Raw genomic sequence first — 24,362 nt, forward strand, 5'->3', positions numbered from 1 at the left:
ATCCGTCAAGCACACATCTGAGTACTCTCTACCAAAAAATTAGAACGAAAGCGAAGATTATGTCGATCCAAAAAATATTTGAAAATTTTTCCAACTGGCCAAATTCTGTTGCCTTAGGAATCTCATCACTTGAATCCATCGCAAATCTTCAACTGTGGCCAAATGGAGAAGCCGAAGTTGCAATCCCTGACAATCTTGCTCGTCTTTTGGATCTAATTCGTGACGGCAGCCAAGAACATCGCACATTCCTAGCCAGGATAATTCGCTATTTTCGCGGAGGATATTACCGTCCCACCTCTCAATATGAAAGCTATGACGATGTATTAGTTGATAGAATCATTGAATTTATAGAGAATCTACGGATTACAGGACGGTTAGTAATTATTGGCGACGATAACAGCGACCCAGAAATTTCCAATGCATTAAGAAAGCTCTATCCTGGCAAGGCTTTCGAAATTTCGCTTAGCCCTAAAAGAAATTTTGTTCGAGATTACCTGATCAGGATTTACTCATGGTCCAAGGCCAAAGGTGGATTAGTACTTGAGCGCACACGTCGAGTGTTCAGTGATATGGGCCATCATATAACGGCCCTTCAAATTCCAGATAACCTCGACAGACATATCGATCTGAAAAGTAGATATATCCAAAATATTTTTAACTTTAAAGGTGGCAAAACAGCAAAGTTCTTTCTCGGATGTGCGGTAAGTATTGCTGGACTCGAACATTACTCTGCCGGAATTGTTGGTGTCGCGATTGCGTTCACCGATCCCTGAGTAGCAGTGCCTAAAATCACATTGTCCGCTAATGGTTAACCAATAACTCACGACTTTCCAATAAAGGATGATATTCACCGTCGGTGGCAGCCAACAATTTTCCAAACAAAATCAGCGACACCGGCTTGCCGGTACGCGGATGCAGCGGCTCGCGCAGCTCGACCACGCGCAGGCCGTGCGTTTCAAACAGTGCGATCCAGCTCGAGATGGTGCGGAAGTACCACGGCGGCGCGTCCTGGAAATCGTCGCTGAAGCCGGCCCAGCTGCCGGCGCGCCAGCCGTCGACATAGGGCGCATCGCCGCAGGCCATCAGGGGATGCACGGTCTGCACGATCAGCGTCCCGCCCTTGCACAGATAGGTCGGCGCGGCGGCGAACAGGCCCTCGACCGCTTCCTTGCCGATCAACGAGAAATTGGCGACCGCGACGTCGACCGACAGCGCCAGCGCGCCGGCCGCGATCTCTTCATACGACAGCACGCGAAAATCTCCGCCACCGGCGGCCCGCGCCTGCTCGACCAGACCGTCGATCGCATCCACGCCGACCATGTCGACTTCGGGCAGCGCGCGCACCAGCCATCCTTCGCCGCAGCCAAGATCGACGCCGGTGCGCGGCGCCCGTGCGCGCACCGCATCGACGATGGCGGCATTGGTCACCAGGGTGCGGCTTTCGATGTCGCCGCCGCGCACTGCGCTGGTCCAGGGATTCGCATTGCGCGACCAGGATTCGAGGATTGCTGCATCGGTTTGAGCGGTCATGGCGTCTCCTTTGACGACGATTATGCCTGAGGCGGCGTGCAGCTCCCCAGGCTGGCGGCGTCTGACGCGATCATCCAGTAGACTGGCCGGGTTTCCAGTCCATGCAACCGCCCTGCCGTCCATGAAATCTCCGCAACGCCTGCCGATCCTGCTCGTCGCCCTTACCGCCGCGGCCATCACCTTCGCCTTCATCAAGCAGCCGGCCGAGCAGGAAGCCGCGCCGCCGCCGCTGGTGTCGCTCGAAAAGATGGGCCACCTGGTCTCGCTCAAGATGAACTACTCGGACGTTATCGAGTTCACGCAGCCCAATGCCGTCGACATCCCCTGGTCGCAATGGGAGGTGCGCCTGGGCAGCACCCGCGTGCTGCTGGTCGCGCGCGGCGATTGCACGGTCGCGACCGACCTGCGCCAGGCGCGCTACGAAGACATCGACGAACGTGCGCGCACCCTGAGCATCGTGCTGCCGCCGCCCGCCCCGCTGCAGGCGCGCATCAGCCACGAGACCCGCGCCCGCGGCGGCTCATACTTCTATGCGATCACCGAACAGGGCCTGCAAGCCTTCATCCCCTCGGCCCAGACCCGCACCAATGCGATGAACAGCGTGCTGGCTAAGGCGCAAAAAGCGGTGCAGGTAGCCTGCAACCAGCCCACGGTGCTCAATACGGCCAAGGAAAATGCGGCCACCGTCATGCACGCCACCCTGGGCGCCACCGGGTGGACGCCGACCATCATCTGGGAACCGCCCGCGCCCGCCAGGCCCTGAGTTCAGGCCGGCGCCGACAATACCGGCGCAATCGCATGGCCGAGCGGGATGCCATCGACGCTGTCCGGCAGCGCCATCGACAGCACCAGGAACGGCCGCTCGATGCCGTTCTGGCCGCCGTCGTGCTCCGGCAGCAGTTCGCTCTGGGTCGCCGGCACGAACAGGCGGCGGTCGCGCGTGATGAACAGCGCATCGGGATCGACCAGGCGCTCGTCCGACGCCAGCACGGCGCGCTGGCCGGATGGCGCCCTCACCTCGATGCGGCGCTGCTCGGCATTGGCTAAATACAGGTTGCCGCGGCTGTCCATCGCCGTGCCGTTCAGGGTCGGGTTCGCGGCCACTTCCTCGATGGCGGCGGCAAGCGCCTCGTCGTCCACCGCCTGGTCGCACAGCAACGCGGTCGGCACGCGCCGGAACGGGCCGGTCGGCGTCGAGAAATACAGCCACTCGCCGTCGGGCGAGACTTCGAGAAAGTCGCAGCCGACCCGCGGCCGTTCGCCATCGGCATCGACCAGCACGCGCCGGCCGCTGCCGCGCATCGGCTGCACCTCGGATTGCAGCAGCAGCGGATGCGCTTCGAGGCGGCGCAGTGTGCGCCCGGTCGCGAGATCGTGCACGACAAGGGCGCCCAGGCCGGAGTCGGTCAGGTAGATACGCGAGCCCCAGATGCGCAAGTCGTTCAGGCAGGCGCCGTCGGGCAGGATGCCGGCATCGAAGCGCAGCGCGCGCAGCAGCTCGCCGCTGCGCGTATCGAACTGCAGCACCTTCTGCGCACCGGCCAGCGTGGCCTTGCGGTCAGGCGCGCCCTGGTCGACCACCCACAACGTATCGTCGCCGAAGACATGCAGGGCGTTGACCTGCACGAAGGCGTGTTCTACCGGCTTACCGAAGGCCCAGTCGTTCCAGGCGCCGCCGGGGAAAGGCTGCAGCTCACCGTCGGCGTCGACCCGCACCACCGACGGCGTGTCGCGCATGCCGGTCCAGCGCGGCAGGCCGAGGAACATCGTCCCCGCCGCCGTCAGGGCCACGGCATTGCACAGGAATTCGGGAGAACGCGCCGCGATGGCCAGCGCATTGCCGTTCGATGCCGGCACCGTGGTCGAAGGCGCCGCGCGCCGCGTGGGATCCTGCTGTTCGTGTTCGTTCGCCATGTTCACCTTTCGCGTTGCAACGGGTGGACGCGAGCGGTTTCCTCGATGGCGCGTCAATACCTCGCCAGGAAAAGGCGAACCCGATGCCGGGGTTGGGGATGTCGCCGCATTGTAGAGGGCCTGCGTCTTGTGCAGCGCCACATTGGGCGGCCTAGTGTCCCGAATTGAAGATTCGTTGAATAAATGCGGCGAGAATCGCCCCGATACTGCGTCGCAAATGCGCGCAAGGCCCCGGCCTTGCTGTGCTTTGCTCCTTGTCTCGGGGCGATTCTCGCCACATTTACTATTCAACGAACTTCCAATTCAGGACACTGGCCCTTGAACAGGGCGGCGAAGCGCGCGAGCTCGTCGTCCACGAATTCGTGCACCGGCCTGACCGGGTCGAAGGCCCACCACAGCAAGGCGCCCTGCCACTGGCTCGCCATGAAGCGGCCGATGCCGTCCGGCGCGCCGGGCGTGCCGACGAAACAGGCGTCCAGCGCGGCAACCAGGGTCCGGCCCCAGGCCGCGCCGCGCTCGCGCAGCAGCGGGTCGCGCAGGTCTTCGCGCAAGAGGAGCAAACCCTGGGCATAGGCTTCGATGCCGCCATAGTCGCGCGACAGGTCGACCAGCAGCCGGCGCGCGCCTGATGGCGTGCGCTCCATGGCCCCGATCAGCTGCGCGCTGCGCCGCTCCAGCAGCTCCCATGCATGCAGCAGGGTGCGCTGGCGCAGCCCGGCCTTGGTAGTGAAGCGCTGGACAAGAGTCGCGCCGGACAGGCCGGTCGCAGCCGCCAGGCTGGCGAAGGTCAGGTGGTCCGGGCCGCTGCCGTGCATCAGCGCGACCGCCTGGTCGAGGACCGCCAGGTCGGGAAGGGTCTTGGTGCGTGCCATGCCGGCATTATCCCATAAGTGAATAATCATTTATAATCGATTTATAAGTGAACGTTTGTTTACAAATCGAGACAAGGAACGCATATGGACTTGAGGAACAAAATCGCCCTGGTGGCGGGCGGCACGCGCGGCGCCGGCCGCGGCATCGCCATCGAACTGGGCGCGGCCGGCGCGACGGTCTACGTCACCGGCCGCACCACCCGCGCCCGGCAATCCGAGTACGCGCGGCCCGAAACGATCGAGGACACCGCCGAACTGGTGACGGCCGCCGGCGGCGCCGGCATCGCGCTGCAGGTCGACCACCTCGACCCGGCGCAGGTCAAGGCGCTGGTGGAGCGCATCGGCCGCGACGCCGGCCGCCTCGACATCCTGGTCAACGACATCTGGGGCGGCGAGAACCTCAACGAATGGGAAAAGCCGGTCTGGGAACACGACCTGGACAAGGGCCTGCGCATGCTGCGCCTGGCCATCGACACCCACCTGATCACGGCCCACCATGCCTTGCCCCTGATGCTCGCGCACGAGGGCGGCCTGCTGGTCGAAATCACCGACGGCACCGCGGCCTACAACGCCGACCACTATCGCCTGAATCCCTTCTACGACCTGGCCAAGACGGCGGTCAACCGCATGGCGTGGGCCCATGCGCGCGACCTCGGCCCACGCGGCGCCACCGCGGTATGCGTCACGCCGGGCTGGATGCGTTCGGAAATCATGCTCGAGACCTTCGGGGTCGATGAGGACAACTGGCGCGCGGCCCAGGAGCCGCATTTCACGATCTCGGAAACGCCGCGCTTCGTCGGCCGCGCCGTCGCGGCGATCGCCGCCGATCCGCAGCGCGCGCGCTGGAACGGGCAATCGCTGTCGAGCGGCGAGCTGGCCAGGGTGTATGGCTTCACCGACCTGGATGGTTCGCAGCCCGACGCCTGGCGCTACATGCTCGAGGTCGTCGAAGCCGGAAAACCCGCCGATGCGACCGGCTATCGATGATTTTCGTTACTATCTATCACTATTGATGGATAATACTCGCTCCATTTTTTCGACCGGATTGCACATGCCTGCATGCCTGCCCTATCGCCTGCTCCATCGCCTGACCTTGTCGACGGTCCTCGCCAGCGCCATTCTCGCACCGGCCTTCGCCCAGAAGCCCGGGAGCCGCGCCGAGGCGGTCAAGATCGTCGCCGACATGCGCCGCCTGGTCATGCCGGGCGCCATCGAGCGTACCGAGGCGGTGCGCATCGGCGGCATCGAGCAGTGGATCTCGGTGCGCGGCGTGGACCGCCGCAACCCGGTGCTGCTGATGCTGCACGGCGGCCCGGGCTACGTATCGATGCCCACCAGCTGGTACTTCCAGCGCGGCTGGGAAGATTTCTTCACCGTCGTGCAATGGGACCAGCGCGGCGCCGGCAAGACCTACGCCGCCAACGATCCGGCGCGCGTGGCGCCGACCATGACGCGCGCGCGCATGGTCGCCGACACCGAGGAGATGGTGCAATGGCTTAGAAAGGAGTTCGGCAAGGAGCGCATCTTCGTGCTCGGCCATTCCTGGGGCAGCTCGCTCGGCATCGAGCTGGCGAGCAAGCACCCGGAGTGGCTGCACGCCTATATCGGCATGGGCCAGGCCACCAACGGCCCGGAAGGCGAGCGGCGCGGCCTGCGCTTCGCGCTCGACGCCGCGCGGCGCGACAATAACGCCAAGGCCGTGCAGGAACTCGAAGCGCTCGGTCCCTATGCGGCGCCGGGCCGCCCGATCGTGCTCAAGGACATGTACCTGCAGCGCAAGTGGCTGGGCTATTACGGCGGCGCCATACATGGCCGCAAGGACTTCTCCCACGAAGGCGCCGCGGCGCTTCTCGCGCCCGAGTACACCGACGCCGACCTGCGCACGATGTGGGAGGCCAACGACTTTTCGCAAGAACGCCTGCTGGTCGAGGTCGTCTCGACCGACTTCAGCACCTATCGACGCTTCGACTGTCCGATCGTCGTGTTCAACGGCCGGCACGACTACAACGTGTCGTCGAGCGTGACCGCCGAGTGGTTCGAGACCGTGAAGGCGCCTTCCAAGAAACTGGTGTGGTTCGAGCATTCGGGCCACGAGATGTTCAACGAAGAGCCGGGCAAGATGCTCGATGCGCTGCTGCGCCACGTGCGGCCGATCGCCGAGAAGGCGGGCGACGTCGCGCCTTGAAGTCAGCGTGGCTGTGCCAACCGGACGCGCCGCTCGAAGTCCTGGCCGATGTCGGCCAGCGAGATCTCGCCCATTCGAAGCAGCATGAATGCCTCGGTCTCACCGAAGATCGTCTCGAGCGCGGCAACTGCCGACTGCTCGACCGGGCATGAAGAATGGTCAGTGGCGGCCTCCAGCGCCAGCGCCGGGGGCGCGCCGAGCGCCAGATAGACATCGCGCACGGTGATCGCGCCCAGGTCGCGCACCAGGGTCCAGCCGCCGCCATGACCGCCTTCGGAGCTGACGATGCCGGCCGCCTTCAGCGTACCCATGGTCCGCCTCACCACGACCGGATTCGTCCCCAGCATCAGCGCGATCGTTTCCGACGTCGCCTTCCCTCCCCGCTTGTCCATATGCACCAGCACGTGCAGCATGCGTGACAATCTTCCATCGCGTCTCATCAACCACCTTTTATTCGACCATCGATTCTGTAACCGCATATGTTACGCCACTTGACCGCCAGAATTGCGTAACTTATGATGTTTCACATGTTCCTGATGGAGGCTTCATGCAACGCAAAACGATCGATGCACGTGGTTCGACCATATCCTTTCTCGACGCCGGCCAAGGGCCATTGGTATTACTGTGCCATGGCTTTCCCGAGACTGCTCATGCATGGCGCCACCAGATCGACGCACTGTCGGCCGCGGGCTTCCGGGCGATCGCGCCCGACCTGCGCGGCTACGGCGACTCCCTACAGCCGGAAGCGATCGACGCCTACACCGTATTTCATGCAGTGGGCGACCTGGTCGGCTTGCTCGACGCACTCGACGTCCGGCAAGCGGCGATCGTGGGCGGCGACTGGGGCGCTACGGTGGCCTGGCAGGCGGCAATGATGCGACCGGACCGGTTCCGTGCGGTGGCAGCGCTCGGGGTACCATTGATGGAGAGCACACCGATGCCTCCAACGCGCCTGTTCCCCTGTTTTGAGCACGCACTGTTCTATACCTTGTATTTCCAAAAGCCTGGCGTGGCCGAGCAGGAGCTGGAGCGCGATACACGCTCGAGCCTGCGCAAGATTTATTTTTCGGCATCGGGCGATGCAGGGCCCCGCCGGCCGGGCGACGGCACGCCGAATCCGTTTGGCATGGTGCCGCGCTCACAAGGGCTGCTGGGCGCCCTGCCAGACCCGGACACGCTTCCCGGCTGGCTGACCGAGGCTGACCTGGACATCTACACTGCCGCCTTCGAGCGCAGCGGCTTTCGCGGCGGCCTGAATTACTATCGCAACCTGGACCGCAACTGGGAACTGCAACGCAGCCTGCATGGCATGCAGGTGACAGTGCCGGCGTTGTTCGCCATCGGAGAACGCGATCCCGGCCTGCAGATACCGGGAATGGACGCCATCATCGACGCCATGCCGCGGCTGGCGCCGGGCTTGCGCGACTCGATCGTCGTTCCCGGCGCCGGTCATTGGCTGCAGCAGGAACGACCGGATGCGGTCAACCGGGCGCTGCTCGGCTTCCTGGAGGCGCTGCCGCATGGGGCGTGAACGAGGGCCTGTCAGTCATCAAGACGCAGGCATCGATACACGCAGCTCGTCGCGCGCTTCCTTGTAGTGAGGCGACGCCTTCAGGCGTTCCAGGTAGCGGATCGGCCGCTGCTTGTCCATCCCGATCTCGTAATTCAGGCGCAGTTGTGATGCGTATGTACATGCAACACTTTACCGGGAACGGACGACCCACGTACTACTACGTACGCAATCCGCATGACCATTCGTGTAAAATCGTTACAGCAGCTTAACTAAAATTCGCGAATAATTCGCGTAATAATCAACTACATAGGTGACAAAACCATGCGAGTCTTCCCGTCTAAAGGAAAATCCCTCGTCTTCGCTCTCGCAGCAACCGTTCTCTCCACCAGCGCCTTCGCCCAGAACTGGCCGACCGGCAACGTGACCGTGGTGGTGCCATGGCCCGCAGGCGGCCCGTCCGACATCGCGGCGCGTCCGCTGGCCAAGGGCCTGACCGAAGGCCTGAAGCAGTCGTTCGTGATCGATAACCGCGGCGGCGGCGGCGGCAATATCGGTACCCTGGCCGTGACCCGCGCCAAACCGGACGGCCAGACCCTCCTGATCACCTCGAGCGCGCCGATCGTGATCAACCCGAGCCTGTACAAGAAGATGGCCTTCGACCCGGCCAAGGACCTGATCCCGGTCACCAACCTGCTGCGCGCACCGCTGGTGCTGGTCGCCCACCCGTCGGTGCCGGCCAAGAATGTCAAGGAACTGCTGGCCCACATCCAGTCGAAGAAAGGCCAGTTCTCGTACGCGTCGGCCGGCAACGGCACCCCGCAGCACCTGACCGGTGAACTGTTCCGCGGCGTGACCAAGCTCGACATGGTGCACGTGCCGTACAAGGGCTCGGCGCCGGCGATTTCCGACCTGCTGGGCGGCCACATCCCGATCATGTTCGACTCCACCATCGCGATCATGCCGCACATCAAGAGCGGCAAGGTGAAGCCGATCGCCGTCTCGGGCAACAAGCGCTCGCCGCTGCTGCCGGACGTGCCGACCTTCGCCGAAGCGGGCCTGAACATCGAGTCCTACGCCTGGTACGGCATGTTCGTGCCGGCCAAGACCCCGAAAGCCGTCGTCGACAAGATCAACGCCGAATCGCAGAAGGTCATGAAAGGCGCCGACTTCCAGCGCGTGCTGGCCGATACCGGCACCGAGTACGTGGGCGACTCGCCTGAGAACTTCGCCAAGTTCGTCCAGGCCGAAAGCGCCAAATGGTCGAAGATCGTCAAGGACAGCGGCGCGACCGTCGACTAATCTACGCGATCTGGAAGTACCCGATGAAACGGGTGACGCGGCGATGCCGGGTCACCCGTTTTTTCGTTTACTTCCGCCCGTTTTGCAAGGCGACATGGTGGAAATGCGGCGACGTCAGCCTGACGCCGGCAGCATCGAACACGTCCAGCACGTTCTGGTGCAGCGCGTTGCGCACCTCGGCCCGGCCGCGCGGGCTGTCGGCCGACGAATGCGCGCACAGGCGGTACTCGATATAGAAGTCGGACAGCGCCGACTGCACGATGAAGGGCTCCGGTTCGGCCGCGATGCCCTGCGTCGCCGCGGCAGCATCGTCGAGCAGCGCATGCACCGTGCGCCATGGCGTGTCGTAGCCGACCGTGACCTTGACCTCGGTGACGAAACCGTCCTCGGTCACGCCGTCGCGCGAAAAATTGCTGGTGGTGTTGGACAGCACCCAGGCGTTCGGCATCAGGACCTCTTCACCGCTGCCGGTGCGCAGGCGGGTCTCGAACATGCCCATGTCGACCACCGTCCCCTCCTTGTCGCCCACGCGCACATATTCTCCCTTGCGCAGCGAGCGGGTGTACATCAGGATCAGGCCCGCCGCGCCTTGCGCGACGATGCTCGAGGCGCCGATCGACACCATCAGGCCGGCCAGCACCGTCACGCCCTGGAAGGCCGCCGTGTGCGAGCCAGGCAGGTAGGGATAGGACATCGCCAGCGCGAACAGCCCGATCACCAGGTTGACCAGGCGCCGGGTCGGCGCCGCCGTGTCCTGGTCGAGCCAGCCGACCTGCAACTCTCCGCTCTCGACCCGCTTGAACACCGAAGCCGCGGTCAGCATCACCAGGCGCGCCAGCGCGGCGATCACCAGCACCACCAGCAAGCCGGGAATCGCGGCCGCCATCGACTGGCCGATCCCGACCGCCATCTCGACCAGGTAGCCCTTGAGCCATTCGCCCCAGCTGCGGGTATAGGCGAACTCGCCGAGCAGGAAGCTGATCCAGATATAGGTGGCCAGGAGGCGCAGGCCCCACACCACCGCCATCGTTACCTGGCGCAGGAAGCTCACATAGAGCTGGGCATCGAGCAGGCGCACATTGCGAAAGCTCACCCGCGCCAGGCGCACGCCGAGCAGGCGCTCGAAGCGGCTCTTGACCGCGCTGCGCAGCAGCACCAGCGCGCGCAGCACGACCACATAGGCCAGCGTGGCGGCCATGCACAGCGCCGCCGCCTCGACCAGCACGCGCGGATCGCTCGCCTCGCGCCGCGCGGCCAGGGCGCGCTCGAGCTTGCGCGCGCTGTCCTGGGCGACGTCGTGCGGCGTGTCGCCGGCCAGCGCGTTGATGTCGTTCGGTGTCACCAGGAACAACGGCGCGCCGTCCAGCAGCACCTGGCTGCCCTGGGCGAGCTGCCTGGTCGCGGTGCGCTGTGGTCCCTTGCCCGACAAGGCCTTGTCCAGGCGCCGCTGGGCCGCTTCGAGACGGTCCTGCGGCGAGTGGCCGTCCAGGGTCGAGCGGAACACGAAGACCTTGCGGGTGGCGACGGTGAAGTCGGCGCGCACGGCCGGCTGGGCCGGCGCCGCGGCGGTGGGCGTTGGCTCGAGCTCTGCAGCCCAGGCGAAGGGATATAGCGCAAGCAAGGCAAGGACGAGGAGTGCTCGGAAGATCGTCATGGAAAGACGCAAAATCGGTAAAGGCGAAATGTTACCCCAGAACACTTCTTCTCAACCGGCAATGCGTGCGCTTACAACAGTCTTCCTTCGATTCTTGCCGGCGAGCTACCGTGTTCCGTGTCTTTTCGATAACGACTAACATCTTCGCCACCAGTGGCCGCGCTTGGCGGCCGCCCACCCCCATCAAGGAGCAAGCATGAATCCAGAAGACCAGAAGCCAGAAGGCGTGACGCCATCGCGCCGTCGCTTCGTGAGCACCGTTGCCGCCGGCGTGGCCGCCTCGGCCGCCGCCGTCCCGGCCCTGGCCCAGCAGGCGAGCGGCGGCAACCAGCCGGCGCCGAACGCCGCGCGCGAAGCGGCCAAGCGCTATCCACGCCCGCCCTTCCCCAACCAGGAACAGAACTGGCCGGCGCTGGCCAGCAAGATGACGCCGCGTCCCGACCATGGCGAAACCACCTACCGCGGCAGCGGCCGCCTGGCCGGACGCAAGGCCCTGATCACCGGCGGCGACTCGGGCATCGGCCGCGCCGCCGCGATCGCCTATGCGCGCGAAGGCGCCGACGTCGCCATCGGCTACCTGCCGGCCGAGGAGCCGGATGCGCGCGAAGTGATGCAGCTGATCCGCGATGCCGGCCGCAAGGCGGTGGCGATTCCCGGCGATATCCGCGACGAAGCTTTCTGCAAGAAGCTGGTGGAGACGGCGGTGCGCGAACTGGGCGGCCTGGACATCCTGGTCAACAATGCCGCGCGCCAGCAGAACAATGCGTCGATCCTCGACATCACCAGCGAGCAGTTCGACTGGACCGTGAAGACCAATGTATATGCGGTGTTCTGGATCACCAAGGCGGCGATCCCGCACATGTCAGCCGGCAGCGCCATCATCAATACCTCGTCGCAGACGGCCTACGATCCGCCGGAAAAACTGCTCGACTATGCTGCGACCAAGGCCTTCGAGGTGGCCTTTACCAAGTCGCTGGCCAAGCAGATGGCATCGAAAGGGATTCGGGTGAATGCGGTGGCGCCGGGGCCGGTATGGACGCCGCTGCAGCTGGCCGGCGGCAATTCTCCGGAGGGGCGCCAGAAGTTCGGGGAAGATACGCCGATGAAGCGTCCGGGCCAGCCGGCCGAGCTGGCGGCGGTGTTCGTCACGCTGGCGTCGGACGAATCGAGCTATACCACCGGCCATGTGTATGGCGTGGCGGGCGGCGGCGGACAGCCGTAAGCGTTCACTTCGGTCCGCCTGGCGCTGCCGGGCGGTCAGCCGCGGCGCAGCAGGCGCGCCAGCAGCGAAGCGAAGGACCGGGTGCGGATCAGCTGGCCAAGCGGGCCGGCGTTGGTGCAGCGCGAAATGACGGTCATCTGATTTTCCTCCTAAACATAGCTTGGCAGATTAGCCATGCCACGCGGGCTGATCTGTGCGCTGGCTCGCATAGTGCTCCAGCCCGTTCGATGCTAGCGCGCGCGCCCCGAACCGGTAGCGTCCTATCATGACTCCTTCGTAGGGTGACGGTCTGCTCAAATCGGGATGATCGTCGCATTGTTCGCAACGTCAATTGACTAGGAGGAACATATGGGCTACGCAGACCGCGATAAATACGGTATCTACAGGGACAGCACGAACGCCGGACCGGGACCTTCCCTGATGGGCGCCGACACCTTGATTGGCGACAGCGTCGTCAACGCCGCCGAGGAAGACTTGGGCGATATCAAGGAAATCATGCTCGACATGCAGACCGGCCAAGTGGCCTACGCCGTGCTGGCTTTCGGCGGCTTCCTGGGCGTGGGAGAAAAACTGTTCGCGGTGCCATGGCAGGCGCTGCACCTGGACACCGTCAATAAACGCTTCGTGCTCAATATCGACAAGGACCGCCTCAAGACCGCGCCGGGCTTCGACAAGGATGCCTGGCCGGATATGAGCGACCTGAGCTGGGCGAGCGGCATCCACAGCTTCTATGGTACCGACCCGAACCGTTCGGGCGCACCGACCATGGGGCCGGGTGTGCCGATCGGCGGCATGGTGGGCGGCGCCGGGACCGGCAGCAGCACCTATGCCGGCGGCGCGATGGGCTCGAGCGTGGGCGCCGGGCATGCCGGTTCCAGCAGCCTGGGCGGCGCCGGCGCCGGCATGGGCGATTCGCGGGCGAACCAAGGACCGGGCAGCAGCCTCGACCCGCGCTCGGGCAACCTGGGCGACGACAAGGATATCAGCCGGATCAGGGGCAGCAATATCGGTTGATGCCACACTAGGCCCGGAATGCAAGAGGGGACGGCGTACTGCCGTCCCCTCTTGCATTCCGGGCGCTACGCCAATCGCTCAACAAAACACGAAATCGTCGTTCGACCGCGGCACGCCAAGCAGCGCAACGCGTACCAGATACCCTGCCAATCCGGCCAGGGGCAGCACCAGTAACCATAATCCAGACATGACCGACTCCTTCTGCACAGCCCGCTTTCGCACGGGTGTGCGAAATTTGATAAAAAAAAGGGCGGGCGATGCCCGTCCCGGCCCGACCGACCTCATTCGAGGTCGCTGAAACTCCTGTAGGTGGAAATGAGGCGGTTGAAGGCACGCTGCGCCCGCTTGGGCGCACCCTCGTCGCGCAGGAAGCGCGCGTCGTGCATCACCCCGATCACCAGGCTGTAGATCTCGAACACCAGCTGCTCGGGCTCGGTATCTGGCCGCAGATGCCCTGCTTCCATCGCCTGCAGCACTGTCTTGCGGATCGATGCGCGCCAGCGCACCACGCCCGCCTCGATGCGCTCGCGCAGCGGATGCGGCATCGGGATATCGTCGAATTCGAAAGCGCCCGCCGTGTAGAGGCAGGAACCGCGCGCGGTTTCACCGGCGATCTTTTTCAGCCACAGGTTGACCATCGCGGACAGGCGCGGCAGGCCGCGCGGCGATTGCAAGGCAGGCAGGAAGACCTCATCGGCAAAGCGCCGGTCGTATTCGTCCAGCACCGCCGCCTGCAGGGCCTCGAGCGAGCCGACGCGCGAGAACACGCCGCTCTTGCTGATCCCGGTGCGCTTGGACAGCTCACCCAGCGACAAGCGGCCGATGCCTTCGGTCGACGCCATCTCGACCGCGGAATCGAGGATGGTGGCGTAGGTTGCTTCGCTTTTGGCCGTGGTGTTCATTGAGCCACTTTAGCACAGGTGTGCGAAACAGCAAGCGGTATTTCACCACACCGCTTACCGCAACATGGACTCCCATACTTTTTGCAGCCGCTTGGCCGACACCGGCATCGGCGTCCTCAGCTCCTGCGCGAACAGCGACACCCGCAGCTCTTCCAGCATCCACCTGAACTCGATCATGCGCGGATCGTTGTTCTTGCCCGCCATATTCTTGAGCGTGCGCTGGAACTGGCTGGCCGCCGTCTGCCACTCGGCCATCAGCTGCGCATCGCGCGATGGATTGCCGCGCAACTTCTCGAGTCGCACATTGATCGCCTTCAGGTAGCGCGGGAAGTGCGCCAGCTGGCCGTACTCGTTGTCGGCGATGAAGCGCTTGTGCACCAGCGCCTGCAACTGCGCCGAGATGTCCGACGACACCGCCGACGGCAGGCCCTGCACGCGCTTGGGCAGGCCGTGGTACTCGCCCAGGATCTGCCCGGCCAGGCGCGCCACCTCGTTGATCAAGAGGCCGATGCGGCCCTTGCCCTGGTCACGGCGCTGGTTGAACGAGGCCGCATCGACCGGCAGCGGATCCTGCAGGCAGGCGATGTCGATCGCCTTGGCAACGATCTGGTCGCGCAAGTCTTCCTGCGAGCCGATGTTCATGAACTGCATGCCCATGCCCTGCAGGCCCGGGATGTTCTTCTCGGCGAACTTCAGCTGTTCCTTGAACTGCAGCGCGAACAGCCGGCGCAGGCCCACGCGATGGGTGCGCGCCGCCACGTTCGGATCGTCGAACACCTCCAGGTCGCAGTGCGTGCCCTTGTCGACCAGCGCCGGGAAACCGATCAGGGTCAGCTTGCCCTGCTTGATCTCCAATAGCTCGGGCAGCTCGCCGAAGGTCCAGCCGGTCAGGCCCGTATGCTGGCGGCCGGATGCCGATTCCTGGGCCGGCGCGGTCGCCGCCGGCGCAGCCTGCGGCGCACCGCCCTTGCCCTTGCCGGCAGGCGCAGCGGGCGCACTGGGCGCCGCCGCCACCGGCCGCGCCGCCTGGGCCCGCGCATTGGCCGCGGCAGGCGTTGCCTCCGCCATCTTCTGGAAGCTCTGGCGCGCCTGTCCGCCCAGCTCGGCCTGCAGGGTCGAGAGATTGCGCCCCATGTCCAGCTGGCGGCCATGCTCGTCGATGACCTTGAAGTTCATGAACATATGGGCCGGCAGGGTCTCGAGCTTGAAGTCGGCGCTGCGCACCGCCACGCCGGTCTGCGCGCGCACATCCATGATCAACACGTCGACCAGGTCGCCGCGCCCGAAGGCGCCCGCCGCATGGATGCGGTCGACGAACCTGGCGGCATACTCGGGCAGCGGCACGCAGTGGCGGCGCAGCTTCTGCGGCAGCGATTTGAGCAGCAGGTGCACTTTTTCCTTGATCATGCCCGGCACCAGCCACGCCGGACGCTCCTGCGGAATCTGGTTCAGCGCGAACAGCGGCACGGCGAGCGTGACGCCATCGCGCACGCTGCCCGGCTCGAAGTGATAGGTCAGGCCCATCTCGATGCCGGTGACGACCATCGTCTTCGGGAACAGCTCGGTGGTGACGCCGGCCGCCTCGTGGCGCATCAGCTCTTCGCGGTTCAGGTACAAGAGCTTCGGATTGTCGCGCGCCGCATCCTTGTACCACTTCTCGAAGCCGGCGCCGTTCACGATATCGCCCGGGATCTCGCTGTCGTAGAAGGCCGCGATCAGCTGGTCGTCGACCAGCACGTCCTGGCGGCGCGACTTGTGCTCGAGGTTCTCGATGTCCTTCACCAGCTTGTGGTTGTGGATGTAGAACGGCAGCCGGGTCTCGTAGTCTCCGGCCACCAGCGCGTCGCGAATGAAGATCTCGCGCGCCTCGCGTGGATTACGCTGGCCGTAGTTGATGCGCCGCCCGCCATAGATGACGATGCCGTGCAGGGTCGCGCGCTCGAGCGCCGTCACTTGCGCCTGTTTCTTTTCCCAGCGCGGCTCGCCCCACGATTTTTTCAGCAGGTGGGCGCCGACCTTCTCGACCCACTCCGGCTGGATCTGGGCGATGGTGCGCGCATACAGGCGCGTGGTCTCGACCAGCTCGGCCGCCATGATCCAGCGGCCCGCCTTCTTGCCCAGCGTGGAGCCGGGCCAGATGTGGAACTTGATGCCGCGCGCGCCAAGATACACGCCGCCCTGCTCGTCCTCGGCCTTGAAGCCGATATTGCCCAGCAAGCCAGTGAGCAGCGCCAGGTGCAGCTGTTCATAGGTCGCGGGGCTTTCATTCAAGCGCCAACCCTGCTCGCGCACGATGGTCAGCAATTGCGAATGCACGTCGCGCCACTCGCGCAGGCGCAGCTGCGACAGGAAGTTGGCGCGGCAGTTGTCCTGCAACTGGCGATTGGTCTTCTTGTGCGCGATCGCGTCCTCGAACCAGGCCCAGATCTTCAGGTAGCCCAGGAATTCGGATTTCTCGTCCGCGAACTTCTTGTGCTTCTCGTCGGCCTGCTGCTGGTATTCGATCGGCCGGTCGCGCGGGTCTTGCGTCGACAGGGCCGAAGCCACGATCAGCATCTCGGTCAGGCAGTGATTGTCGAGCGCGGCCAGGATCATGCGGCCCACGCGCGGGTCGAGCGGCAGCTTGGCCAGCTTGCGGCCCAGCGGCGTCAACTCATTATCGTCGTCGACCGCGCCGACTTCGTGCAGCAGCTGGTAGCCATCGGCGATCGCGCGCCCTTGCGGCGCCTCGATGAAGGGGAAGGTCTCGACATCGGTCAGGCGCAGGGACTTCATGCGCAGGATGACGGCCGCCAGCGACGAGCGCAGGATTTCCGGTTCGGTGAATTTCGGACGCTTGTTGAAATCGTCCTCTTCGAACAGGCGGATGCAGACGCCGTCGGCCACGCGGCCGCAACGGCCGGCGCGCTGGTTGGCGGCCGACTGCGCGATCGGCTCGACCTGCAGCTGCTCGACCTTGTTCCTGAAACTGTAGCGCTTCACCCGCGCCAGACCCGTGTCGACCACGTAGCGGATGCCCGGCACGGTCAGCGAGGTCTCGGCCACGTTGGTGGCCAGCACGATGCGGCGCGCGTTGCCGCTGGGGCGGAACACGCGGTCTTGCTCCTCGACCGACAGGCGGGCGAACAGCGGCAGGATGTCGACGTGCGGCGGATGGTGCTTGCGCAGCGCCTCGGCGCAGTCGCGAATTTCGCGCTCGCCCGGCAGGAACACCAGCACGTCGCCCGAACCGAGGCGGCACAGCTCATCGACCGCGTCGACCACGCCATCCATCAGGTCGCGTTTTTCACGCGCGGCTTGCGCCTTCGGCAGCGGCTTGGTCGGGTCGACCGCAGGGGCTCCGGCAACCGGGTCCCGGTCGATCGGGCGATAGCGCACCTCGACCTTGTACAGGCGGCCCGACACCTCGATCACCGGCGCCGGCTTGTCGTTGGCGGCGAAGTGGCGCGCGAAGCGCTCGGCGTCAATGGTCGCCGAAGTGATAATGATCTTCAGGTCGGGACGGCGCGGCAGCAGCTGCTTGAGGTAGCCGAGCAAAAAGTCGATGTTCAGGCTGCGCTCGTGCGCCTCGTCGATGATGATCGTGTCGTAGTTGCGCAGCAGCGGGTCGGTCTGCGTTTCGGCCAGCAAAATACCGTCGGTCATCAGCTTGACCGAGGCGCCCTTTTGCAGGGTGTCGTTGAAACGCACCTTGAAGCCGACGTGCTCTCCCAGCGGCGAGCCGAGTTCCTGGGCGATGCGCTTGGCGGTCGACGACGCCGCGATCCGGCGCGGCTGGGTGTGGCCGATCAGGCCTTTGCTACCGCGGCCCAGTTCCAGGCAGATCTTCGGCAGCTGGGTCGTCTTGCCCGAACCGGTTTCGCCCGAGACGATGACCACCTGGTTCCCTGCGATGGCTTTCGCGATCTCGGCGCGGCGGCCGGAGACCGGCAGGTCTTCGGGGAACGTAATCAAAGGCAGCGGGTTGCGCACCACGGGAGTTTCTTCGCGCGGCGGACGTTCCTGGCGTGGACGCGACTCACCCCGCTCGCCGGACGCGCCCGGTGCACGACGTGGGCGACGCTCGGAGGAATTGGCGTTGGCGGTGGCGCCTGCTTCGCGCGCCGGCTGTGGCGAAGGCTTGTTACTCTGTTCAGACATTGATTTTTACAAGGATTTGGTGCGCACAACGCGCAGCGAATTATAATGCGGCAAATGGAAACTCCTACCCAATTCGTCCAGTGGCTGCGCTCGGTCGCGCCGTATATTCATGCCTTCGGTGGCAAGACCTTCGTGGTCGCCTTCCCGGGCGAACTGGTGGCCGCCGGCGCCCTGCCGGTACTGGCGCAAGATCTCTCCCTGCTGGTCGGCCTCGGCATCCGCATCGTGCTGGTGCACGGTTCGCGGCCGCAGGTAGCCGAACAGCTGGCATTGCGCAACGTCGAGGGACGCTTCCACAACGGCGTGCGCGTCACCGACACCGCCGCGCTGGAATGCGCCAAGGAAGCCGCCGGCGAGCTGCGCCTGGATATCGAGGCCGCCTTCAGCCAGGGCTTGCCCAATACGCCGATGTCGAACGCCCAGATCAGCATCGTCTCGGGCAACTTCGTGGTCGCCCGCCCGCTGGGCGTGATCGACGGCGTCGACTTCGAGCTCACCGGCGTGACGCGCAAGATCGCCGCCGAAAAAATCCACCCGATCCTGCAGACCGAGGACAACCTGGTGCTGCTGTCGCCGCTGGGCTTCTCGCCGACCGGCGAGATCTTCAACCTGACGATGGAAGACGTGGCCGCGTCGGCCGCGATCGCCCTGCACGCCGACAAGCTGATCTTCATCACCGAATCGCCGATGATGCTCGATGCCGGCGGCGCCGAGCTGCGCGAATTGTCGTCGCACATGGCCGAAGCGGTGCTGCAGGCAGGATTCCTCTCGGACCCCGCCGCGTTCTACATGCAGCACGCGATCAAGGCCTGCAACGCCGGCGTCGACCGCGCCCACATCATCCCGTTCGAGATGGACGGCTCGGCCCTGCTCGAGGTGTTCACCCACGACGGCGTGGGCACCATGATCAGCCACGAGAACCTGGAAAGCCTGCGCCAGGCCACAATTGAGGACGTTGGCGGAATTATCAAGCTGATCGAGCCACTCGAAGCGGACGGCACCCTGGTGTATCGGGGCCGCGAGCTGATCGAGCGCGAGATCGATCAGTTCTCGGTGATCGACCACGACGGCGTGATCTTCGGCTGCGCGGCGCTGTATCCCTTCCCCGAAGCGAAGATGGGCGAGATGGCCTGCCTGACGGTGAGCCAGGACGCCCAGACCCAGGGCGACGGCGAGCGCATCCTGAAGCATATGGAAAACCGCGCCCGTGCAGCAGGATTAACCAAGCTGTTCGTGCTGACCACGCGCACCTCGCACTGGTTCAAGAAGCGCGGCTTCGTGCCGGCCACCGTGGACGATCTGCCAAAAGACCGACAACATATGTACAACTGGCAGCGCCGGTCACAGGTACTGATCAAGACCTTATAATAGCGGTCTTACCCGGAAAACGCACAACAGGAGTACACGATGGCACGCACCGTCCACTGCATCAAACTGAACAAGGAAGCCGAAGGCCTGGATTTCCCGCCGGTCCCAGGCGAAATGGGCAAGAAGCTGTACCTGTCGATCTCGAAAGAGGCCTGGCAGGCATGGCTCAAGCATCAAACGATGCTGATCAATGAAAACCGCCTGAACCTGGCAGACGACCGCGCGCGCAAATACCTGGCGACGCAAATGGAGAAGCATTTCTTCGGCGAAGGCGCCGATGCGGCGGTGGGTTACGTGCCGCCGACGGCCTGATCGAAACGCATCGTCCAGGAAAAATCCCGCTTGCGGCGCCAGCCGCCAGCGGGATTTTTTACATCTTGCGGCACTGGCGCAATTCGCAGCGCGCCATGAATACCTTGCCATCCTGGCATTGCATCCGGTAGACCTCGATCGGCCCCGGCTCCGTGACCAGGCCTGCGCCCTGCTCGCTGGCGCAGGCCTGCGCCCGGGCCAATTGCTCGACCGTGGTCGACGACACGCCGATCTTGAACGGCACGCGCTGGATCTCGACGACGTCGGTCGACGCTGCCACCACGGCCGGTTCCGACAAATCCACCTTGCTGCCGAAGGCGGAGCAACCGCCCAGCAGTACCGCCGCCACGATCCACGCGCGTTTCAAGGCCGTTCTCCTTCTTACAGCGACAGGGTCTTGACGCCGTCGGCCGTGCCCAGCAGGCAGACGTTGGCGCCGGCCCTGGCGAACAGGCCCACGGCGATCACGCCGGTGATCTGGTTGATCCGCTCTTCGAGCGCCACCGGGTCGGTGATCGACAGGCCGGCCACGTCGATCAGCTCACCGCCGTTATCGGTAATATAAGGCTGGTCGGTGCCCGGCTTGAGGCGCAGTTTCGGCTGGCCGCCGAGGGCCGCCAGCTTGCGCATCACGACGGCCCTCGCCATCGGGATCACCTCGACCGGCAGCGGGAATCTACCGAGCGTGTCGACCAGCTTCGACCCGTCGGCGATGCAAACGAATTTGTTCGACACCGACGCCACGATCTTCTCGCGCGTGAGCGCCGCGCCGCCGCCCTTGATCATGGCGCCTTGCGCGTCGATCTCGTCGGCGCCGTCGATGTAGACCGCCATCGACTCCACCTCGTTCAGGTCGAATACCGGGATGCCGTGGCCGCGCAGGCGCGCAGCGGTGGCTTCGGACGACGCCACGGTGCCCTTGATGCGGTCCTTGATCTTGGCCAGTTCGTCGATGAAGAAGTTGGCGGTCGAGCCGGTGCCGACGCCGATGATTTCACCATCGACCACGTAATCGATGGCGGCGCGCGCCACTGCCTGTTTCAGTTCGTCTTGAGTCATGATGCGGTTGGTAGAGGAAAGGGAATGCGCCATTTTAGCGGATTGCCGCGATTCTCCCGCTGAAAAAACATCGCACTATCTGGCATATGCATGCCACGTTCATGCAATCTGCATTTGCTAATCTTGTAACGAGGCATCACACTCGTCGTTTTCGTCGCAGTCCGTTTCAGTGGGAACCAATGAAAATCTTTACCAAGAAACGCATCGTCATCGCCACCGCCATCCTGGTCGCCGTCGCGACAGCCGCGGTTTTGCTCAAGCCGAAAGACGATGTGGTGCCGCCATCCAAATACCGCAGCAGCGCGGTCGACCGCGGCGCCATCAACCAGACCGTGACCGCCACCGGCACCATCAATCCAGTCGCCCTGATCAACGTCGGCTCGCAGGTGTCGGGCACCGTGGCCGAGCTGCACGCCGACTTCAACGACCGCGTGAAAAAAGGCCAGGTACTGCTCAAGCTGGAGCCGACCATCTTCAACGCCCAGGTGGGGCAGGCCGAAGCCAATATCGCCTCGGCGCGCGCCAGCCTGCGCCTGGCCCAGGCCACCTTCCAGCGCAACGAACAGCTGGTGGCGCAGAACTTCGTCTCCAGCCTGGCGCTCGACCAGTCGCGGCGCGAGATGGATGTCGCCGCGGCCAACCTGAAACTGGCCCAGGCCCAGCTCGACCGCGCCCGGGCTGACCTCAACAACAGCGTGATCCGCTCGCCGATCGACGGCGTGATCATCAAGCGCACGATCGACCTGGGGCAGACCGTGGCGGCGTCGTTCACCACGCCGAACCTGTTCCAGATCGCGAACGACCTGACCAAGATGCAGATCGACACCAGCGTGTCGGAAGCCGACGTCGGCCTGCTCAAGGATGGCCTGCCGGCGCGCTTCGTGGTCGACGCCTATCCCGACCGGGAATTCCACGCCACCATGCGCCAGTTCCGCCTGGCGCCGAACGTGGTGCAGAACGTCGTCACCTACAACGTCGTGCTCGACGTCGACAATAGCGACGAACTGCTCAAGCCCGGCATGACGGCCCAGGTGCGCCTGGTGGTGGCGAACCGCCCCGACGTGTTGCGCATCCCGACCACGGCGCTGCGCTTCCGCCTGTCCGAAGAAGAGCAGGCGGCCGAGAAGAAGCGCAACGAGGCCAGGGACAAGGACGTGAAGCAGGTGGCCGCCAAGCCAGCGCCGCCCGCGCAGGCGGACGACGACGTCGCCTTCCGCAGCGCCAGCGAGACCGCGCGCATGTTCAAGATCTATAAACTCGACGCGATGAACCAGCCGCAGCCGGTCGACATCCGCGCCGGCCTGTCCAACTTCCGGTATACCGAAATCCTGGCCGGTGACCTGAAACCGGGCGACCGCGTGGTGACCCGTGCGCTGGCCCAGCCGGAGAATCGATGAGCGGGCCGCTGATCGATATCCGCGGCGTCACCAAGACCTATGTCAGCGGCAGCGTCGAGACGCCGGTACTGCACGGCGTCGACCTGGTGGTGGAGCGCGGCGACTTCGTCTCCATCATGGGCGCCTCGGGCTCCGGCAAGTCGACCCTGATGAACATCCTCGGCTGCCTGGACCAGGCGACCGGCGGCACGTACCTGCTCGACGGCGTCGATACGCGCACGCTCGACCGCCCGGCCCTGGCCGACATCCGCAACCGCAAGATCGGCTTCGTGTTCCAGAGTTTTAACCTGATCAAGCGCATGAACCTGGCCGAGAACGTCGCCCTGCCCCTGATCTATGGCGGCGTCGCGCGCGCCAAGGCACATGCGCGCGCGCTGGCCGAACTGGAACGGGTCGGCCTGGGCAATCTTGCCGGGCGCACGCCGAACCAGCTGTCGGGCGGCCAGCAGCAGCGCGTCGCGATCGCCCGCGCGCTGGCGACCGATCCGCCGCTGCTGCTGGCCGACGAGCCGACCGGCAACCTCGATACGCAAACCAGCGACGACATCATGAACAGCTTCGGCCAACTGAACCGCGAGCGCGGCATCACCATCGTGCTGGTGACCCACGAGCCGGACATCGCTGCCGTGAGCCGCCGCCTGGTGCGCCTGAAGGATGGGCGGGTGCTGTACGACGGACCGGCCGCCGACGGCCTGCGCCAGTTCGCCCCAGGCCAGGTGGGAGTCGCGCCATGAACCCGATCCAGATCCTGATCGAGTCGTTCCGCTCGATGGCCGCCAACCGCCTGCGCACCGCGCTGACCATGCTGGGCATCGTGATCGGCATCGCCTCGGTGGTGCTGCTGCTGGCGCTGGGCGACAGCATGCAGCGCTTCATCGGCAAGCAGCTCGAGGTGCTGGGCACGAATATGGTGTACGTGATGCCGGGGGGCGATCGCACCGCGGCCCAGCGCGCCCGCGAAGGCAAGGTGGCCGTGCTGACCCAGGGCGACGCCGAAGCGCTCAATGCCCTGCCCAGCCTGACCGGCGCCGCGCCCGCACTGCAGGGCAACTTCAAGGTCAGCGCCGGCAGCGAGAACCTGAGCAGCACCGTGATCGGCGTGACGCCGGCCATGTTCACCATCCGTAACTGGAAGGTCGACCAGGGGACGCTGTTCGGCGAAGCCGACGTGCGCGCCAGCGCGCGGCTGGCGGTGATCGGCCAGAAGGTGGCCGACCAGTTCTTCTACCGCGCCGACCCGCTCGGGCGCTACCTGCGCATCGAGAACGTGTCGTTCCAGGTGGTCGGCGTGCTGGCCGGCGAAGGCCGCCAGAGCGACGGCACCGAGCTGTCGGAACAGATCCTGGTGCCGATCACGGCGGCCAGCGCCCACCTGGTCAAGTCGCCGTTCCCGCAGAACGTCCACTACATCAACGCGCAGGGCCGTTCGGACATGTCGATGAACGAGGCGATCGAAGACATCAAGGAAGTGCTGCGCGACCGCCACCGGATCCGGGTCGACGATCCGGACGACTTCAGGGTGCAGAACCTGAACACGATCGCCGAGACGGCCAACAAGATCACCACCGGCATCGCGCTGCTGCTCGGCCTGATCGGCGCGATCTCGCTGCTGGTGGGCGGGATCGGGATCATGAACATCATGCTGGTGTCGGTGACCGAGCGCACGCGCGAGATCGGCATCCGGATGGCGATCGGGGCCCGGCCGAATGCGGTGCTGCTGCAGTTTTTGGCCGAGGCAGTGGTGATCTGCCTGGCCGGGGGCCTGGTCGGGATTGCGATCGCGGCCGGCGGCGCGGCGCTGATCACGGCCTTCGGCGGCGGCGACTTCGAGGTGTATCTCACCATGTCGGGCATCCTGGTGGCGTGCGGGTTCTCGACCGCGGTGGGCGTGTTCTTCGGCTTCTATCCGGCGCGGCGCGCCTCCAGGCTGCTGCCGGTCGACTGCCTGCGCTACGAATAGCCCTCTCTTTCGGCCAGCCGC

22 protein-coding genes are annotated in these 24,362 nt (G+C 64.9%); 13 read left to right on the top strand and 9 right to left on the bottom strand.

What is annotated here, in order from left to right:
* The first annotated feature begins 59 nt into the window (after positions 1-59).
* Complete coding sequence (locus E8M83_RS01560; protein WP_137171641.1) at positions 60-773, top strand: hypothetical protein; 714 nt, start codon at positions 60-62, stop codon at positions 771-773.
* A 28-nt stretch (positions 774-801) separates the two neighbouring features.
* On the opposite strand, the gene E8M83_RS01565 is transcribed toward E8M83_RS01560, so the two are convergent.
* Positions 802-1,530, bottom strand: a complete 729-nt coding sequence (locus E8M83_RS01565; RefSeq protein ID WP_137171642.1) for a bifunctional 2-polyprenyl-6-hydroxyphenol methylase/3-demethylubiquinol 3-O-methyltransferase UbiG — start codon at positions 1,528-1,530, stop codon at positions 802-804.
* A gap of 121 nt (positions 1,531-1,651) precedes the next feature.
* Here E8M83_RS01565 and E8M83_RS01570 point away from each other — a divergent pair, with 121 nt between their 5' ends.
* Positions 1,652-2,293, top strand: a complete 642-nt coding sequence (locus tag E8M83_RS01570; RefSeq protein WP_170976651.1) for a DUF4230 domain-containing protein — start codon at positions 1,652-1,654, stop codon at positions 2,291-2,293.
* 2 nt (positions 2,294-2,295) lie between these two features.
* On the opposite strand, the gene E8M83_RS01575 is transcribed toward E8M83_RS01570, so the two are convergent.
* Both E8M83_RS01575 and E8M83_RS01580 read right to left on the bottom strand, forming a co-directional pair.
* Positions 2,296-3,444, bottom strand: coding sequence for an SMP-30/gluconolactonase/LRE family protein (locus E8M83_RS01575; protein WP_137171644.1), 1,149 nt, complete (start codon positions 3,442-3,444; stop codon positions 2,296-2,298).
* A 287-nt stretch (positions 3,445-3,731) separates the two neighbouring features.
* On the bottom strand, positions 3,732-4,316 hold the full coding sequence (locus E8M83_RS01580) for a TetR family transcriptional regulator (RefSeq protein WP_137171705.1): 585 nt from the start codon (positions 4,314-4,316) through the stop codon (positions 3,732-3,734).
* Between the two features lie 84 nt (positions 4,317-4,400).
* On the opposite strand from E8M83_RS01580, the gene E8M83_RS01585 reads away from it, so the two are divergent.
* Both E8M83_RS01585 and E8M83_RS01590 read left to right on the top strand, forming a co-directional pair.
* Positions 4,401-5,303, top strand: a complete 903-nt coding sequence (locus E8M83_RS01585) for an SDR family oxidoreductase (protein WP_137171645.1) — start codon at positions 4,401-4,403, stop codon at positions 5,301-5,303.
* 64 nt (positions 5,304-5,367) lie between these two features.
* Entirely contained in the window at positions 5,368-6,501 is a 1,134-nt protein-coding gene (locus tag E8M83_RS01590; RefSeq protein ID WP_229491380.1) for an alpha/beta fold hydrolase, read from the top strand.
* Between the two features lie 2 nt (positions 6,502-6,503).
* On the opposite strand, the gene E8M83_RS01595 is transcribed toward E8M83_RS01590, so the two are convergent.
* Positions 6,504-6,941, bottom strand: coding sequence for an Rrf2 family transcriptional regulator (locus tag E8M83_RS01595; protein WP_137171646.1), 438 nt, complete (start codon positions 6,939-6,941; stop codon positions 6,504-6,506).
* Positions 6,942-7,048: 107 nt separating this feature from the next.
* Between E8M83_RS01595 and E8M83_RS01600 the strand changes: the two genes are divergently transcribed.
* Together E8M83_RS01600 and E8M83_RS01605 are read left to right on the top strand one after the other, a co-directional pair.
* Positions 7,049-8,032: an alpha/beta fold hydrolase gene (locus E8M83_RS01600; RefSeq protein ID WP_137171647.1), complete on the top strand. Its 984-nt coding sequence runs from the start codon at positions 7,049-7,051 to the stop codon at positions 8,030-8,032.
* 303 nt (positions 8,033-8,335) lie between these two features.
* A complete protein-coding gene (locus E8M83_RS01605; protein WP_137171648.1) occupies positions 8,336-9,313 on the top strand; it encodes a tripartite tricarboxylate transporter substrate binding protein in 978 nt (325 codons plus the stop codon).
* Positions 9,314-9,380: 67 nt separating this feature from the next.
* Here the strand turns inward: E8M83_RS01605 and E8M83_RS01610 are convergent, their stop codons facing one another.
* The gene (locus E8M83_RS01610) at positions 9,381-10,967 is read right to left on the bottom strand and encodes a mechanosensitive ion channel family protein (protein WP_137171649.1); all 1,587 of its coding nucleotides are present in this window, start codon (positions 10,965-10,967) and stop codon (positions 9,381-9,383) included.
* A 196-nt stretch (positions 10,968-11,163) separates the two neighbouring features.
* Here E8M83_RS01610 and E8M83_RS01615 point away from each other — a divergent pair, with 196 nt between their 5' ends.
* Entirely contained in the window at positions 11,164-12,189 is a 1,026-nt protein-coding gene (locus tag E8M83_RS01615; RefSeq protein ID WP_137171650.1) for an SDR family oxidoreductase, read from the top strand.
* Positions 12,190-12,537: 348 nt separating this feature from the next.
* The gene (locus tag E8M83_RS01620) at positions 12,538-13,203 is read left to right on the top strand and encodes a PRC-barrel domain-containing protein (protein ID WP_137171651.1); all 666 of its coding nucleotides are present in this window, start codon (positions 12,538-12,540) and stop codon (positions 13,201-13,203) included.
* Between the two features lie 281 nt (positions 13,204-13,484).
* On the opposite strand, the gene E8M83_RS01625 is transcribed toward E8M83_RS01620, so the two are convergent.
* The gene (locus tag E8M83_RS01625; RefSeq protein WP_137171652.1) at positions 13,485-14,105 is read right to left on the bottom strand and encodes a TetR/AcrR family transcriptional regulator; all 621 of its coding nucleotides are present in this window, start codon (positions 14,103-14,105) and stop codon (positions 13,485-13,487) included.
* A gap of 54 nt (positions 14,106-14,159) precedes the next feature.
* A complete protein-coding gene (gene hrpA, locus E8M83_RS01630) occupies positions 14,160-18,245 on the bottom strand; it encodes an ATP-dependent RNA helicase HrpA (protein WP_137171653.1) in 4,086 nt (1,361 codons plus the stop codon).
* A 54-nt stretch (positions 18,246-18,299) separates the two neighbouring features.
* Between hrpA and argA the strand changes: the two genes are divergently transcribed.
* Both argA and E8M83_RS01640 read left to right on the top strand, forming a co-directional pair.
* Entirely contained in the window at positions 18,300-19,613 is a 1,314-nt protein-coding gene (gene argA, locus E8M83_RS01635; RefSeq protein WP_137171654.1) for an amino-acid N-acetyltransferase, read from the top strand.
* 39 nt (positions 19,614-19,652) lie between these two features.
* Positions 19,653-19,925, top strand: a complete 273-nt coding sequence (locus E8M83_RS01640) for an oxidative damage protection protein (protein WP_137171655.1) — start codon at positions 19,653-19,655, stop codon at positions 19,923-19,925.
* Positions 19,926-19,983: 58 nt separating this feature from the next.
* On the opposite strand, the gene E8M83_RS01645 is transcribed toward E8M83_RS01640, so the two are convergent.
* Entirely contained in the window at positions 19,984-20,292 is a 309-nt protein-coding gene (locus E8M83_RS01645; RefSeq protein ID WP_137171656.1) for a hypothetical protein, read from the bottom strand.
* A gap of 14 nt (positions 20,293-20,306) precedes the next feature.
* Positions 20,307-20,984: a ribose-5-phosphate isomerase RpiA gene (rpiA, locus tag E8M83_RS01650; protein WP_137171657.1), complete on the bottom strand. Its 678-nt coding sequence runs from the start codon at positions 20,982-20,984 to the stop codon at positions 20,307-20,309.
* Positions 20,985-21,163: 179 nt separating this feature from the next.
* Here rpiA and E8M83_RS01655 point away from each other — a divergent pair, with 179 nt between their 5' ends.
* The 3 genes from E8M83_RS01655 to E8M83_RS01665 are packed head-to-tail and all read left to right on the top strand — an operon-like array spanning position 21,164 to position 24,341.
* Entirely contained in the window at positions 21,164-22,381 is a 1,218-nt protein-coding gene (locus E8M83_RS01655; protein ID WP_137171658.1) for an efflux RND transporter periplasmic adaptor subunit, read from the top strand.
* A complete protein-coding gene (locus tag E8M83_RS01660) occupies positions 22,378-23,115 on the top strand; it encodes an ABC transporter ATP-binding protein (protein ID WP_137171659.1) in 738 nt (245 codons plus the stop codon). Before E8M83_RS01655 ends, E8M83_RS01660 begins: the two co-directional genes overlap by 4 nt.
* Positions 23,112-24,341: an ABC transporter permease gene (locus E8M83_RS01665; protein WP_229491381.1), complete on the top strand. Its 1,230-nt coding sequence runs from the start codon at positions 23,112-23,114 to the stop codon at positions 24,339-24,341. Before E8M83_RS01660 ends, E8M83_RS01665 begins: the two co-directional genes overlap by 4 nt.
* The last annotated feature ends 21 nt before the right edge of the window (positions 24,342-24,362 follow it).

The organism is Massilia sp. HP4, assembly GCF_005222695.1.
Taxonomy (GTDB): domain Bacteria; phylum Pseudomonadota; class Gammaproteobacteria; order Burkholderiales; family Burkholderiaceae_D; genus Telluria.

Excerpts from the sequence above, each read along its gene's own strand:
- E8M83_RS01605 (WP_137171648.1), top strand. The coding sequence starts at position 8,336 with ATGCGAGTCTTCCCGTCTAAAGGAAAATCCCTCGTCTTCGCTCTCGCA.
- E8M83_RS01640 (WP_137171655.1), top strand. The coding sequence starts at position 19,653 with ATGGCACGCACCGTCCACTGCATCAAACTGAACAAGGAAGCCGAAGGC.
- E8M83_RS01660 (WP_137171659.1), top strand. The coding sequence starts at position 22,378 with ATGAGCGGGCCGCTGATCGATATCCGCGGCGTCACCAAGACCTATGTC.
- E8M83_RS01615 (WP_137171650.1), top strand. The coding sequence starts at position 11,164 with ATGAATCCAGAAGACCAGAAGCCAGAAGGCGTGACGCCATCGCGCCGT.
- E8M83_RS01655 (WP_137171658.1), top strand. The coding sequence starts at position 21,164 with ATGAAAATCTTTACCAAGAAACGCATCGTCATCGCCACCGCCATCCTG.
- E8M83_RS01590 (WP_229491380.1), top strand. The coding sequence starts at position 5,368 with ATGCCTGCATGCCTGCCCTATCGCCTGCTCCATCGCCTGACCTTGTCG.
- E8M83_RS01585 (WP_137171645.1), top strand. The coding sequence starts at position 4,401 with ATGGACTTGAGGAACAAAATCGCCCTGGTGGCGGGCGGCACGCGCGGC.
- E8M83_RS01620 (WP_137171651.1), top strand. The coding sequence starts at position 12,538 with ATGGGCTACGCAGACCGCGATAAATACGGTATCTACAGGGACAGCACG.
- argA (WP_137171654.1), top strand. The coding sequence starts at position 18,300 with ATGGAAACTCCTACCCAATTCGTCCAGTGGCTGCGCTCGGTCGCGCCG.
- E8M83_RS01595 (WP_137171646.1), bottom strand. The coding sequence starts at position 6,941 with ATGAGACGCGATGGAAGATTGTCACGCATGCTGCACGTGCTGGTGCAT.
- E8M83_RS01610 (WP_137171649.1), bottom strand. The coding sequence starts at position 10,967 with ATGACGATCTTCCGAGCACTCCTCGTCCTTGCCTTGCTTGCGCTATAT.
- E8M83_RS01665 (WP_229491381.1), top strand. The coding sequence starts at position 23,112 with ATGAACCCGATCCAGATCCTGATCGAGTCGTTCCGCTCGATGGCCGCC.
- E8M83_RS01580 (WP_137171705.1), bottom strand. The coding sequence starts at position 4,316 with ATGGCACGCACCAAGACCCTTCCCGACCTGGCGGTCCTCGACCAGGCG.
- E8M83_RS01575 (WP_137171644.1), bottom strand. The coding sequence starts at position 3,444 with ATGGCGAACGAACACGAACAGCAGGATCCCACGCGGCGCGCGGCGCCT.
- E8M83_RS01570 (WP_170976651.1), top strand. The coding sequence starts at position 1,652 with ATGAAATCTCCGCAACGCCTGCCGATCCTGCTCGTCGCCCTTACCGCC.
- E8M83_RS01565 (WP_137171642.1), bottom strand. The coding sequence starts at position 1,530 with ATGACCGCTCAAACCGATGCAGCAATCCTCGAATCCTGGTCGCGCAAT.
- E8M83_RS01625 (WP_137171652.1), bottom strand. The coding sequence starts at position 14,105 with ATGAACACCACGGCCAAAAGCGAAGCAACCTACGCCACCATCCTCGAT.
- hrpA (WP_137171653.1), bottom strand. The coding sequence starts at position 18,245 with ATGTCTGAACAGAGTAACAAGCCTTCGCCACAGCCGGCGCGCGAAGCA.
- rpiA (WP_137171657.1), bottom strand. The coding sequence starts at position 20,984 with ATGACTCAAGACGAACTGAAACAGGCAGTGGCGCGCGCCGCCATCGAT.
- E8M83_RS01600 (WP_137171647.1), top strand. The coding sequence starts at position 7,049 with ATGCAACGCAAAACGATCGATGCACGTGGTTCGACCATATCCTTTCTC.
- E8M83_RS01560 (WP_137171641.1), top strand. The coding sequence starts at position 60 with ATGTCGATCCAAAAAATATTTGAAAATTTTTCCAACTGGCCAAATTCT.